The organism is Streptomyces sp. NPDC041968, assembly GCF_055589025.1.
Genome location: NZ_JBVJCB010000013.1, coordinates 224,718 through 237,132 on the forward strand (window position 1 = coordinate 224,718; position 12,415 = coordinate 237,132).

The 12,415-nt window shown below is 72.9% G+C and carries 13 protein-coding genes; 10 read left to right on the plus strand and 3 right to left on the minus strand.

All coding sequences use genetic code 11. The features are described from left to right. Positions 1 to 32 precede the first annotated feature (32 nt). Positions 33 to 1,073, plus strand: coding sequence for a ketoacyl-ACP synthase III family protein (locus ACZ6EG_RS28975; protein WP_469608878.1), 1,041 nt, complete (start codon positions 33 to 35; stop codon positions 1,071 to 1,073). 175 nt (positions 1,074 to 1,248) lie between these two features. On the opposite strand, the gene ACZ6EG_RS28980 is transcribed toward ACZ6EG_RS28975, so the two are convergent. Next, positions 1,249 to 1,464, minus strand: a complete 216-nt coding sequence (locus ACZ6EG_RS28980) for an acyl-CoA carboxylase epsilon subunit (protein ID WP_469608881.1) — start codon at positions 1,462 to 1,464, stop codon at positions 1,249 to 1,251. Between the two features lie 101 nt (positions 1,465 to 1,565). After that, on the minus strand, positions 1,566 to 3,191 hold the full coding sequence (locus ACZ6EG_RS28985) for an acyl-CoA carboxylase subunit beta (RefSeq protein ID WP_391970930.1): 1,626 nt from the start codon (positions 3,189 to 3,191) through the stop codon (positions 1,566 to 1,568). 272 nt (positions 3,192 to 3,463) lie between these two features. Between ACZ6EG_RS28985 and ACZ6EG_RS28990 the strand changes: the two genes are divergently transcribed. The 4 genes from ACZ6EG_RS28990 to ACZ6EG_RS29005 all read left to right on the plus strand — a co-directional run bounded on the left by ACZ6EG_RS28990 (position 3,464) and on the right by ACZ6EG_RS29005 (position 6,440). Beyond that, complete coding sequence (locus ACZ6EG_RS28990) at positions 3,464 to 4,477, plus strand: ScbA/BarX family gamma-butyrolactone biosynthesis protein (RefSeq protein WP_391970929.1); 1,014 nt, start codon at positions 3,464 to 3,466, stop codon at positions 4,475 to 4,477. After that, complete coding sequence (locus tag ACZ6EG_RS28995) at positions 4,471 to 5,148, plus strand: HAD family hydrolase (RefSeq protein ID WP_469608886.1); 678 nt, start codon at positions 4,471 to 4,473, stop codon at positions 5,146 to 5,148. The genes ACZ6EG_RS28990 and ACZ6EG_RS28995 overlap by 7 nt, the downstream gene beginning before the upstream one ends. Positions 5,149 to 5,167: 19 nt before the next feature. Continuing rightward, positions 5,168 to 5,872 carry a 3-oxoacyl-ACP reductase FabG gene (gene fabG / locus ACZ6EG_RS29000; RefSeq protein WP_356609074.1) on the plus strand — a complete coding sequence of 235 codons (705 nt, stop codon included), beginning with the start codon at positions 5,168 to 5,170 and terminating at the stop codon, positions 5,870 to 5,872. A 118-nt stretch (positions 5,873 to 5,990) separates the two neighbouring features. Continuing rightward, complete coding sequence (locus ACZ6EG_RS29005) at positions 5,991 to 6,440, plus strand: ester cyclase (protein WP_356609076.1); 450 nt, start codon at positions 5,991 to 5,993, stop codon at positions 6,438 to 6,440. Positions 6,441 to 6,553: 113 nt separating this feature from the next. Here ACZ6EG_RS29005 and ACZ6EG_RS29010 read toward each other — a convergent pair whose 3' ends face one another. Further along, positions 6,554 to 7,141 carry a TetR/AcrR family transcriptional regulator gene (locus ACZ6EG_RS29010; protein ID WP_469608891.1) on the minus strand — a complete coding sequence of 196 codons (588 nt, stop codon included), beginning with the start codon at positions 7,139 to 7,141 and terminating at the stop codon, positions 6,554 to 6,556. Positions 7,142 to 7,330: 189 nt separating this feature from the next. On the opposite strand from ACZ6EG_RS29010, the gene ACZ6EG_RS29015 reads away from it, so the two are divergent. The 5 genes from ACZ6EG_RS29015 to ACZ6EG_RS29035 all read left to right on the plus strand — a co-directional run. Continuing rightward, on the plus strand, positions 7,331 to 8,614 hold the full coding sequence (locus ACZ6EG_RS29015; RefSeq protein WP_391970927.1) for an alpha/beta hydrolase: 1,284 nt from the start codon (positions 7,331 to 7,333) through the stop codon (positions 8,612 to 8,614). 158 nt (positions 8,615 to 8,772) lie between these two features. After that, positions 8,773 to 10,434 carry an MFS transporter gene (locus ACZ6EG_RS29020; protein WP_469608894.1) on the plus strand — a complete coding sequence of 554 codons (1,662 nt, stop codon included), beginning with the start codon at positions 8,773 to 8,775 and terminating at the stop codon, positions 10,432 to 10,434. 121 nt (positions 10,435 to 10,555) lie between these two features. After that, a complete protein-coding gene (locus ACZ6EG_RS29025) occupies positions 10,556 to 11,329 on the plus strand; it encodes a 4'-phosphopantetheinyl transferase superfamily protein (protein ID WP_469608897.1) in 774 nt (257 codons plus the stop codon). 128 nt (positions 11,330 to 11,457) lie between these two features. Beyond that, positions 11,458 to 12,261: an AfsR/SARP family transcriptional regulator gene (locus ACZ6EG_RS29030; RefSeq protein WP_391970924.1), complete on the plus strand. Its 804-nt coding sequence runs from the start codon at positions 11,458 to 11,460 to the stop codon at positions 12,259 to 12,261. 58 nt (positions 12,262 to 12,319) lie between these two features. Then, on the plus strand, positions 12,320 to 12,415 hold a 96-nt coding region (locus ACZ6EG_RS29035), incomplete at its 3' end, for a biotin carboxylase N-terminal domain-containing protein (RefSeq protein WP_279617129.1).

A 12,415-nucleotide genomic window follows, 5' to 3' on the forward strand; every position in this document is an offset into this window, starting at 1 on the left:
GCGTGTTGCCAGAATCAAAGGGGGCTCCCGTCATGAGAACGACCGCGCCGGTGGGTATCGCCGCAGCCGCCCTGTGGCTGCCCGAGAAGAGGGACGGCGCGGACGACGCCGTGGCCGGGCAGCGGGTCGAGGAGAAGGTGGCACGGGACCTGGGACACCCCCGGCTGCCGGTCGCCGAGGACGTCTCCGCACCCGAGATGGCCGTGCTGGCCGCGCAGCGGGCCCTGCGCGACGGCCGGGTCGCGGCGGGCGACCTGACGCTCGTGCTGCACGCCTGGATGCACTACCAGGGCCACGACCTGTGGTCGCCGGCGCACTACGTCGCCCACCAGATCGGTGCGCACCACTCGGTGCCGGTCGGCATCCAGCAGATCTGCAACGGCGGCGCGGCGGCCGTGGAACTGGCCGTCGCCCGCCTCTCCCTGCACACCGGCACCGGGCACGCCCTGGTCACCACGGCGGACCGGTTCACCGGGCCCGGTTTCGACCGGTGGCGCAGCGACTACGGCGCGGCGTACGGGGACGCGGCCACGGCCGTGCTGCTGCGCCACCCGGCCCGCTCGGGCGACCCCCTGCTGCTGCGGGCCCTGCACACCGCGGCGGCCCCGCACCTGGAGGCCATGCACCGGGGTGACGACCCGTTCGCCCGGCTGCCCCGGGATAACTCGCCCGTCGTCGACATGCGGCGCACCAAGCGCGCCTATCTGCACGACCACGGGGTCGCGCCCTTCAAGAAGGTCAACCGGGACATGATCCGGTGCGTGGTCGGCGGGGCGCTGCGGGACGCCGGTCTCGCGGCGGACGATCCGCGCATCCGGTTCGTCCTGCTGCCCCGCCTCGGCCGCAAGACGCTGGAGGCCGCGTGGGTGCCGACCCTGCGCGAGAGCGTCGCGGCCCGCCCCGTCGACTGGGGGGCCGACACCGGCCACCTGGGCACGGGCGACCTGCCGGCGGGGCTGTACGAGGTGCTGCGCCGCTCGGCCCTGCGCCCCGGCGACATCGGCCTGGTGCTCAACGCGGGCGCCGGCTTCACCTGGTCCTGCGCGGTGGTCGAGGCCCCCGCACCCCACTGAACGACGGCGCGCGGACGACGCGCGCGTGACGTCGGCCGGGACCGCGCCGATCCCTCCCGGGGGACTCGGCGCGGCCCCGGCCGACGTTTCGTACCGGAGTGCGGCTCGGTGCGGGACGGTGCCGCCCGTGGCCGCACCATGCGGCTCGGAACAGCTCGGTGCCGCCCGGTGCCGCTCAGTGCGGGACCGTGCGCCACGCCCCCGCCGGACGGTGGCGCCCCGCCCGCAGCCAGCCGGGGGCGGCGGGGACGGGGGCGGTGTCCGGGGGGCCGTCGGGCGGCGCGGCTCCGCCGCGGGCCAGCAGGGCGGCGGTGAGCGCGGCCAGTTCGTCGGGGGTGGGATCGCCCCGGACCACGCGCAGGGCGGGTGGTCCGGCCGGTGCTGTGTCCATGTCCATGTCCATAAGGGGACGCCTCGCTTCCTCCGCGGTGCTCGGTCGTTCGGGCCGGTGGGGCGGCGCGGGTTCCTGCGGCCCGGTGAAGCCCCGGGAGGTCACATCGGCGGGTTGCCGTGCTTGCGGGGCACGAGTGTCTCCTGCTTCGTACGCAGCATCCGCAGCGCCTCCGCGAGGACCGAGCGCGTGGTGCGGGGGTCGATCACGTCGTCGACCAGACCGCGCTCGGCCGCGTAGTACGGGTGCATCAGCGCCTCGCGGTACTCGTCGGTCAGCGCCCTGCGCGTGGCCTGCGGGTCCGGGGCGGCGGCGACGGCGCGGCGGTGGATGACGTTCACCGCGCCCTCGGCGCCCATCACGGCGATCTCGTTCGTCGGCCAGGCGTAGGACAGGTCGCAGCCGATGGAGCGCGAGTCCATGACGATGTAGGCACCGCCGTAGGCCTTGCGCAGGATCACCTGGACCCGCGGGACGGTGGCGTTGCAGTACGCGTAGAGCAGTTTCGCGCCGTGGCGGATGATGCCGCCGTGCTCCTGGTCGGTACCGGGCAGGAAGCCGGGGACGTCGACCAGGGTGACGAGCGGGATGTTGAAGGCGTCGCAGGTCTGGATGAAGGCGGCCCCCTTCTGCGAGGCCTCGATGTCCAGCACGCCGGCCAGGTGCCTGGGCTGGTTCGCCACCAGCCCGACCGTCTGCCCGTCGATGCGCGCCAGCACACACAGCAGGTTCGGCGCCCACCGCTCGTGGACCTCCAGGTACTCGGCGTCGTCCACGAGCCGCGCGATCACCTCGCGCATGTCGTACGGCTGGTTCGGGTCGGCCGGCACCAGGTGCAGCAGCTCCTCGTCCAGGGCCGGCAGCCGGGCGGCCGGCCCCGCGGAGGGCGGCGCCTCGCGGTTGTTGGAGGGCAGCAGCGACAGCAGGTAGCGGACGTCCTCCAGGCAGGACTCCTCGTCGTCGTACGCGAAGGCCGCCGCGCCCGACATCGCGGCGTGCAGGTCGGCGCCGCCGAGCTGCTCCTGGGACACCTTCTCGCCGGTGACGGTCTCCACCACGTCCGGTCCGGTGATGAACATCTGGGAGATGCCGCGCACCATGAACACGAAGTCGGTCAGGGCCGGCGAGTAGGTGGCGCCGCCCGCGCACGGCCCCAGCATCACGCTGATCTGCGGAATCACACCCGAGGCGCGGACGTTGCGGCGGAAGATGCCGCCGTACCCGGCGAGCGCGGAGACGCCTTCCTGGATACGGGCGCCGGCGCCGTCGTTGAGGCTCACCAGCGGAGCGCCGGCCGCCTCGGCCATGTCCATGATCTTGTGGATCTTCTCGGCGTGGGACTCGCCCAGCGAGCCGCCGAAGATCCGGAAGTCGTGGGCGTAGGCGAAGACCGTGCGCCCGTGCACACGGCCCCAGCCGGTGACCACGCCGTCGGTGTGCGGGCGGCGGTCCTCCAGGCCGAAACCGGTGGCCCGGTGCCGGCGCAGGCCCTCGATCTCGGTGAACGTGCCCTGGTCGAAGAGCAGCTCCAGCCGCTCGTGCACCGTCAGCTTGCCGCGCTCGTGCTGCGCCCGCGTGGCCGCCGCGCTCGGCCCGCTGCGCGCCGCCTGCCTCAGGTGCAGCAGTTCCTCGGTACGCGCCGGCAGGCCCGGCTCGGCCGGCCGCGCCGGCACGGGCACGGGTACGGGTACGGGTACGGCGAGGGGACGGTCATCCAAAGCGGTCATCGAAACGCACTCCCTTGCGGCGAACGGCGGGCCGAACAGAAAACGGTCCCCGAGATGTTTCCAACAGGGTGTGGTGCCGTGATGAAAGTTGCCTCAAAGCCGCGAGGCGCAGGTGCCGGCCACCCTCGAATCTGCCGACCGGACCCCCCTCCATACGCTTTCCACAGGACTTCTATATCGGCTCGGAATCATTGCCGACGGGCCCGAACCGGGGCCGTAGCGCGATTTTCGGAGTTCCGCCGAAGGCGGCCCGGACAAGGAGTTCTTCGCGAATGACAACGTCTACCGACAGGGCGGAACCGGAGCCGGTCCGCGCACCGACCTTCGCCCGCACCATCGACCGGGCCCTGGTGCACCGGGCGGCAGTCTCGGAGGTCCTGGTCACCGACCTGGTGCGGACCGGGCCCGAGGACTTTCTGGCCGGTGCGCAACTCCCCATCGGCCACCCCTACTTCAGCGACCACGTGCGTACGCCGGTGACGTACGACTTCCTCCTGCTGCTGGAGGCCGCGCGCCAGGCGGGCGTCGCCGCCTCCCACCGTCAGCTGGGCATCTCCCTGGACACCACGTTCCTGGTCAACAACTGGTCGATCCGGATCGAGGACCCTCTCGCCCTCGCGCCCGGCGACCGGCCCGGCGAGCTGGCCCTGGCCGGCACCGTCACCCCGGTCACCGCACGCAGCGGGCGTCTGCGCGGGGTGAGGTCGGAGGTCGCCCTGAGCATCGCCGGCCGGCGCGTGGCCCGTACCCGGATCGACGTGGGCACGGCGAAGAGCGCCGACTACGGCAAGCTCCGCTTCCTCCAGCGCCGGTCCACGCCGCCGCTCACCACCGAGCTGACGGACGTGCTGCGCAGCCGCCCGGCCGCCGCCGCGGAGGTGGGCCGCACCCACCCCGCCAACGTGGTGCTCGGCGAACCGAGCCTCCAGGGTGACAGCGTGTCCGCGCAGGTGGAGCCGCTCTTCGAGAACAAGAGCCTGTTCGACCACACCTACGACCACGTCCCGGCCATGGTGCTGACCGAGGCCGCCCGGCAGCTCGCCCACCTCTCGGGTGTCCCCACCGACGCCACCGTGACCGGGTGCACCGCCGACTTCACGCGGTTCGCGGAGCTCGACTCACCGCTGGTGGCCACCGCCCACCCGGAAGCCGCCGCCGACGGCCGCACCGGCCGCACCGTCGTCTTCGCACAGGACGGCGCCCCGGCGGGCCGGATCGCGCTCGAGTTCACTCCGGCGCCGGTGGCCGCGGCCTTGGACGGCGCGGTCGGCGGAGCGGCGTGGTGACCCCGGGCGGCGGCCCCCCGGTGCGCGCGGTGTGGACGGACTTCGGCGGGGTGCTCACGCCGCCGATCCCGGAGGACCTCCAGACCTTCTGCCGCCGGACCGGGATTCCCGCGGACGCCTTCCGCGGCGCCATGGCCGCGGTGGCCGAGCCGTACGGCGGCGACCTCATGGCGCCGCTGGACACCCCGCTGCTCACCGAGGACCAGTGGGCGGCGCGGATGAACGCCGAGCTGCGCGAGCGCGGCGTCGACGCCGACCTGACGGGCTTCGGCGAGCGCTGGTTCGAGGGCCGGGAGACGAATTACGCCTGGCTCGCGCAGCTGCGCTCCTGGCACGCCGAGGGGTTCTTCGTCGGCATGCTCTCCAACATGCCCCCCGCGTGGGACCGGCACTGGCGGCGCATGGTCCCGCCGGAGGGACTGTTCGACGGGCTGGCCCTGTCCTTCCGGATCGGCGTACGCAAGCCGCAGCGCGGCATCTTCGAGGCGGCCGCCGAGATCGCGGGCGTCGCGCCCGCGGAGTGCCTCCTGGTCGACGACATCGAGACCAACTGCGCCGGGGCCGAGGCCGCCGGCTGGCAGAGCGTCCACTTCACCGACACCGACACCGCGGCGGCCGCTGTCGCCCGCCGTCTCGCCCGCCCGGTCGCCACCGGCCGGGCGGCGGTCTGAAACAGAAGGGCTCCCATCCATGTCACGCACCGTTCTGGTCACCGGAGGCAACCGGGGCATCGGTCTGACCATCGCGCGCAGCTTCGCCGAGAACGGCGACAAGGTCGCGATCACCCACCGCAGCGGCGAGGCTCCGGACGGACTGTTCGGCGTGCGCTGCGACGTCCGGGACCCCGAGGGCGCCCGGCGCGCCGTGGCCGAGGTCGAGGCGCAGTTCGGATCGGTCGGGGTGCTGGTGGCCAACGCGGGCATCACCCGCGACGCACTGGCTCCCACCATGCGCGACGAGGACTTCGAGGACGTCGTCCAGACGAATCTCGTCGGCTCGTTCCGGATGGCCCGCCTGGTGTCCCGCTCCATGATCAGTGCCAAGTGGGGACGCATCGTGTTCGTCTCGTCGATCATGGGCTTCCTGGGCTCCCCCGGGCAGTCGAACTACGCGGCCTCCAAGTCCGGCATGCTCGGCCTGACCCGGTCGCTGGCCTGGGAACTGGGCTCGCGGAACGTCACCGTCAACATGGTCACGCCCGGGCTCATCGAGACGGACATGATCCAGGCCGTCACGGACAAGCGACGCACCCAGCTGCTGAGCCAGACGCCCCTGCGCCGCACCGGCACCCCCCAGGAGGTGGCCGACGTCGTCACCTTCCTCGCCGGCGACGGCGCCGCCTACGTCACCGGGGCCGCGATCCCGGTCGGCGGCGGCATCGGCATGGGGCAGTGACCCGGCCCTCCCGCCTCCCGCACCACCGCTCACGTACGCACCACAGCACCGCACACCCGGTGCCGTGTGCGGGCCAAGCCGCGCCACGCACAGGCACCGCCGACGAAGGGACAGCGTCATGACCGACGAAGAGGTACTGCAGGTCGCCCTGGAGATGGGCAAGATCTTCAACGACGGTGACGAGGAGGTCGCCCGGCGCCTGGTCTCCGAGGACTTCGTCGACTACGAGGCCCCGGAGGGCGCGCCGATCGGGGCGGAGGCCTACATCCGCACGGCCCACTGGATGCGCGGCGTCTGGGAGAACGCCCGCTGGGAGGTGGTCGACGCCTTCGCCAAGGGCGACAAGGCGCTGATCCGCCTGGTCTTCTCGGGCCGTCAGGTCGCCGAGTTCATGGGCGTGCCCGCCACCGGCAAGGAGGTGCGCGTGCAGCACCTGCACGTGTACCGGGTCGCCGACGGGCAGGTCGTGCAGCACTGGGCCGTCCGTGACGACCTGGAGCTCTTCCGCCAGCTCGGCGCCTGGGACAAGCCGCTGACCGGCGCCCCGAAGCCCGCACCCGCGGCCTGACGGGCCGTACCGGGAAGGGGCCTGGACCGGAAAGGGCCTGGTACCGGAACCGCGCACAGCAGGGCGGCATCCGCATCGCGGGTGCCGCCCTGCCGCCTGTCCCGGCCGGGGTGTCAGGACCTGTTCCCGCCCAGTCCGCCGAGGAGCGTGTCGACGACCGAGGCCGCCAGCGTGTCCGGGTCGGCGGAGGTCTCGGCCTGCACCTGGATGGCCTGCTCGATGAGGGCGTGGTACACCCGCCGGGCCCACTCGAGATCCGCGTCGGGGCGCAGCAGACCGGCCTGCTGGGCCCGGTCGAGCAGGACGTGGCCCTTGGCGAAGATGCGCTCGTGCGCGGCGACGGCCTCCGGGGCGCGCAGCTGCGGCTGCCCGACCGTGTAGCGCCAGCCGCTCTTGACCTGGATCACGTTGGCGGTGATCTGGTGCAGCGCCACCAGGGGCGGGGCCGTCTCCGGCCGGCCGACGTCGATGGCCTCCTCGACCTGCCGGAAGGCGTGCACCGCCATCGCGTCGATCAGCGCCTCGCGCGAGGCGAAGCGGCGGTGCAGCGTGGTGCGGGCGACGCCGGCCGCGGCGGCGATCTGGGCGAGGCTCGCGGTCGGTTCCTCGCCGAGCACCCGCTCGGCCACCTCCAGGATCGTCCGCACGGTCCGTTCGGCATCGGCGCGCAGCGGCCGGTCCCTCGTAGTCGTCTCGGTCACGTCGTGGCCGCCTCTCGGTCGCGGATGGGTCTTCCACCAGTTCGTCCATCGGTTCTCCCACCAGTTTAGGTGACACCAAAGTTGCAAGACAAGGACTAGTTGCATCATTGGTGTTGCATCTAGCCCTCTCTCTGATACGTTGATGTCGCGGTTCGACGCAGACATGCAACTACCGAGGAGTGAATCGAGATGTCGCAGGCTCAGCAGGACTGGATCGAGGCGTACGACTACGTGCAGGGCGTCCAGGCCGCCGGCCCGGCGGAAGCGCAGCGGGTCGGGGTGCTCAAGGTTGGCCGCCGGGACGCCCGCCGCGTCCTGGTCCTGCTCGGCGGCCGCGAGGGCGGCGCCGGGGTCTTCCGCCACACGGCGCGGGCCCTCGCGAGTGCCGGGGACGACCTCCAGGTGTGGGCGGTGGACCGGCGCGAGCAGAACCTCGCCGACCTCTCCGGCTTCGCGGAGAGCCCGGAGCAGGCCACCGAGTACTACCTGGGCGGCCACTACCGGGTGCAGGACCCGGCCGCCTCGGCCTTCGCCGCCCAGTGGGGCCTGGAGGTCCTGCTGGAGGACGTGCGCCGGGTCGTCCGGGAGGCCTCGGACGGCGGCCGCCGCGACGTGGTCCTCGGCGGCGTGTCCGTGGGCGGCAGCGAGGCGCTCCTGTACGCCGCGTGGGACTTCGACGGCACCCCCGGCTACCGCGACCTGGCCGGACTGGCCGTGGTCGACGGCGGCGTCCTCAACGCCTACTCGGGCGCCGGCATGGAGTTCGACCTGCCGCTGGAGGCGGCCAAGGGATGGCTCGCCGCGATCGAGTCCGGGGCCGTCTTCGAGGACTTCACCAGCACCACCACCGGCCTGGGCGACCGGCCGGAGTCGGCGGCCCTCTGGTTCCAGCTCGCGGCCGGGCACGCCCTGGCCGACCCCGACGGCCCCGCGGTGCTCGCCGACCGCGTCCCCGAGCAGTTCCGCACGGACGGCAAGCTGACCAACGCGGGCCTGCTCGGCCGCCTCGTCGACGCCGCGAGCGCGCACCCGTCGTACTCCGTGCAGGCGGGCCACCTCGACGACGACGGCTCCTGGGTCGACGGCGGCCCCACCCGGCTGCGCACCGTCGCCGAGGCCTTCGCCGGTCCCCGTCCCGGCGCCTGGCTCTGGTACACGCTGGGCCGCGTGATGCTCGACCTGGTCGCGGCCATCGACTTCAAGGAGACCGAGCTGACCCGCATGCTCGGCCTGCGCCTGTCCCACGCCGAGGCCATCGACGTCCCCCTGTACACCTTCCAGTCCGGGCTGACCAACGGCACCACCGGCCAGGCCGCCGCGGCCGTCACCGCCGCCAGCCGCATCCCGGAGCTGTCGCTGTTCTCCGACCCGGCCCTCACCCACCAGGACGTCGTCTACGCCCAGTGGGAGGACAACCGCTTCCTCCAGACCCTCGCCCAGTTCCTGCGCGGCCTGCCCCGACGCCAGGCCTGACCGCGCCCCGCCCCCGGGCCGGAGCCCCCCGGACCGGGGCGGAGCGACCCCACAGACCGGGGCGGCAGGAGTCCATCCCCCGTCCTCCTGCCGCCCCTCCTCACCGTTCGAGAGCAAGCCGCCCCGCCTCACCGTTCATGAGATCAAGGAGAGCTTCGATGGCAGCCGCCGCCACCCCCGAGGCACCGCCCCGCGCGGGCCTCACCATCTTCGCCCTGTGCCTGGCCGTCTTCATCGTCCCCTACGGCCTCAGCAGCGCCCCGGTGGCGCTCCCCGCGATGGGCCGCGACCTCGACGCCGGCGTCGTACCGCTGAACTGGGTCGTCAACGCGTACAACGTCACCGCCGCGAGTTTCATGATGGCCGCCGGGTCGATCGCCGACCGCATCGGCCGCAAGCGGGTCTTCTCCTTCGGCGTCGTCCTGTACGCCGTCTCCGCGCTGATCGGCGCGCTCGCCACGAACGTGCTGATCCTCGACGCCGCCCGCGGCGTGGCCGGCGTGGCCGCCGCGGCCATGATGACCGCCGGTGTGTCGGTCATGGCCAACATGTTCCACGGGGCCGCCCGTACCAAGGCCTTCGCCTTCGTCGGCGTCACCATCGGCGCCGGCCTCGCCGTCGGCCCGACCAGCTCCGGCCTGCTCGTGTCCGAACTGGGCTGGCGCTCCATCTTCTGGGTGCAGTTCGCCATCGCCGTGGCGTCCATGCTCGGGCTGAAGCTGCTCCGGGAGTCCAAGAACCCGGACGCGCACGCCGTGGACTGGGCCGGCACGGTCACCTTCACCCTCGCGCTGTGCTGCTTCACCCTCGGTGTCATCCAGGGTCCGGCCTGGGGCTGGGGCAGCGCCGGCGTCCTCGGCCTGTTCGCCGGCTGCGTGCTGCTGCTGGCCGGCTTCGTCCTCGTCGAACGCCGCCAGCGGTTCCCGATGTTCGACCTCTCCCTGTTCGCCGAACCGCGGTTCATGGCGGTCAACCTGCTCGCCACCGCCGTCTCCTTCGGCTTCGTCGGCCTGATGGTGCTGCTGCCCTCGTACCTGGTCGGCGCCAACGGGCTCTCCGACAGCGGCGCCGGCCTCACGATGCTGCTGCTGACCGCTCCGGTGCTCGCCTTCCCGCTGGTCTCCGGACGCCTGGTGCAGGCGGGCGTCTCCATCCGGCCCATCCTGAGCGGCGGTCTGGTCCTCGTCGCCGCCGGTCTGGCCTGGCTGACCACCGTCCACCCCGGGATCAGCCTGCTCGGGCTCGCCGGACCGCTGATGCTCGTCGGCATCGGCATCGGCCTCATCTACGGCCTGATGGACGGCGCCGCCGTGAGCACCGTCCCCCCGGCCAAGGTCGGCATGGCGAGCGGCATGTTCAACACCATCCGCCTGGCCACCGAGGCGGTCGCGGTCGCCGGTATGGTCGCCGCCCTCATGTCCCTCGTCCAGCGCCGCATCTCCGACGGCCTGGGCCGCTGGACCGAGGGCACGGACCTCACCACCCGCAGCGTCACCGACAGCGTCTCCAGCGGCAACGTGGACGCGGCGGTCGACGAGGTGCCGGCCGCGAGCCGCGAGGCCTTCACCGACTTCCTCGGCCAGGGCTACACGCACGGCTTCCAGGTCGTGCTCTGGGGCACGGTCGTGGTCTGCCTGGTCAGCGCGCTGGTCCTGCACCTCATCCTCACCGACCGCCCGGCGTCCGAGACCTCGGCCGACGGCACCGGGAAGACCGCGCCGCACGAGGACACGGCAGCGAGCGGGGAGACGGCCCCGACCGAGGAGAGCGCGTCGAACGAGAAGGCCGCGCCGCGGGAGTCCGCGGACGCGAGGGTCTGAGCGGCGCGCGGCGGGCCCCCACCGGCCCGACCGCTCCCCCGCGACCACGAGCCCTCCCCGCCTCGGGGCGCCCGGCGTACCTCACCGGGCGCCCCGTCCGGCCCGCCCGCAGGAGCACGCCATGCCGTCCACCGCCCGCCTCCCCGTGCCACGCACCGCCCGCTCCCACGGCCCCCACGAGCCCGGCACCGCGGCGGACCTCGCCGACACCCTGCTGCTCGGCCCCCTCCCGGCCACGGCCCTGGCCCTGTGCCGGTACGACGAGGACCGGACGCCGATGTCCCTCCACCCCGAGGAGGCGCGACTGGCGAGCACCCTGCCGCCCGCCCGGCGCCCCGACTTCGTCGCCGGACGGGCCGCGGCGGCCCGCGCGCTGGGGGCGCTGAGGGTGGGCGGTCCGGTACTGCGGGACGGACGGCGGCCCGTCTTCCCGGCCGGGGTCCGCGGCTCCGTCAGCCACTGCGTGGGGCACATCGGAGCGTGCTTCGCCAGTGTCCACCCCCAGGTCCTCGCCACCGGCACGGACCTGGAGCGCACCGACCGCCTCGGCCGGGACGCGGAACGGCTGGTGTGCACCCCGCACGAGCGGGCGTGGGTCCGGCAGGCCCGCCGCCCGGAGAGCCGGCTGGCGGTCGTCTTCTCGGCCAAGGAGGCCGTCTACAAGGCCCTGTCCGCGCTCGGCCGACCCGAACCCGTCTTCCACGACATCGAGTTGAGGGTCGCGGGCAGCAGGCTCCACGCGCACCTCACCCACGGTCTGCTGCCGTCCGGTTCGCGGCTCGCGGGCTGGGTACGGTTGCTGCCGGGCCACCACGTCATGACCTCGGTGGCCGTGCTCTCCGAGGACCGCCGGCCGGGCGGGGCGCCGTCGGTGGCCCCCTTCGATGTGCTCTAGGTCAACCTTGGGATCACTTCCTTGCCCCGCCGCCGCGGCGGATGGAAGGCTCGCATTCCGTTGGTGCCCGTAATACAAGGCGAGTCCAGCGGGGGAAACAAGTGTTGACGTTCAGTGTTCTCGGCCCATTGGAAATACGAGTAAACAACGAGAGCGTTCCGGTGCCGCGCGGCCCCAAGGTCCGCCAACTGCTGTCCATGATGGTCATGCAACCCGGATCGGTCGTGTCCCACGGCCTCATGGTCGACGAACTGTGGGGGAAGAACCCACCGAAGACGGCGCTCTCCACGGTGCGCACGCACGTCTACCACCTCAGGAAGATCCTCTCCCGGGCGATCGACGACCGTGCCACCGCCACCCTCGTCGACACCTGGTCCGCGGGCTACGTCCTGCGCGCCGTACCGGAGCAGGTCGACGCCGAGGTGTTCCTCCGGCTGGCCCGGCAGGGCGAGACCCTGCTGCGGGCCGGAGAGACCGAGGAGGCGTCCCGGGCCCTGTCCCGGGCGCTGGAGCTGTGCGGCGGCGGTGTGCTGACCGACGTGCCGTGCGGCCCCGTGCTGACCCAGCACGTCCAGCACCTCCAGGAGATGTACATGCGGGTGCTGCAACAGCGGATCGAGGCGGACATGCGGCTCGGCCGGCACGGCGGTCTCGCGGCCGAGCTGCGAAGACTCGTGGTGCGTCACCCGCTCAACGAATGGCTGCATGGCCAGCTCATCAACGCCCTCTACCTGAGCGGCCGCCGCGGAGACGCGCTCCACGCCTACCAGGAACTCCGCGGAATCCTCCAGGAAGAACTCGGCCTGGACCCGTCCCGCGCCATTCAGCAGATGCAGCAGGACATTCTTTCCGGTGGCGAGGAGAGCACGCTCAGAATGCCGCCGTCATGGCAGTGGGCACCCTCCGTCGGTCAACTCCCGAGTGCTTGCTGAAAAGCGGCGGGACCGAATGACGCCGTCGCACGACTACTGTCCTGACCGAGGAGCGCACATGCGCAAGGTGCTCATCGCCAACCGTGGCGAAATCGCTGTCCGCGTGGCCCGGGCCTGCCGGGACGCCGGGATCGCGAGCGTGGCCGTCTATGCG

Coding starts and splice junctions, on each gene's coding strand:
- ACZ6EG_RS28980 (WP_469608881.1), bottom strand. CDS start 1,464: ATGGACACAGCACCGGCCGGACCACCCGCCCTGCGCGTGGTCCGGGGC.
- ACZ6EG_RS29015 (WP_391970927.1), top strand. CDS start 7,331: ATGTCGCAGGCTCAGCAGGACTGGATCGAGGCGTACGACTACGTGCAG.
- ACZ6EG_RS29025 (WP_469608897.1), top strand. CDS start 10,556: ATGCCGTCCACCGCCCGCCTCCCCGTGCCACGCACCGCCCGCTCCCAC.
- ACZ6EG_RS28975 (WP_469608878.1), top strand. CDS start 33: ATGAGAACGACCGCGCCGGTGGGTATCGCCGCAGCCGCCCTGTGGCTG.
- ACZ6EG_RS29005 (WP_356609076.1), top strand. CDS start 5,991: ATGACCGACGAAGAGGTACTGCAGGTCGCCCTGGAGATGGGCAAGATC.
- ACZ6EG_RS28985 (WP_391970930.1), bottom strand. CDS start 3,191: ATGACCGCTTTGGATGACCGTCCCCTCGCCGTACCCGTACCCGTACCC.
- fabG (WP_356609074.1), top strand. CDS start 5,168: ATGTCACGCACCGTTCTGGTCACCGGAGGCAACCGGGGCATCGGTCTG.
- ACZ6EG_RS28990 (WP_391970929.1), top strand. CDS start 3,464: ATGACAACGTCTACCGACAGGGCGGAACCGGAGCCGGTCCGCGCACCG.
- ACZ6EG_RS29020 (WP_469608894.1), top strand. CDS start 8,773: ATGGCAGCCGCCGCCACCCCCGAGGCACCGCCCCGCGCGGGCCTCACC.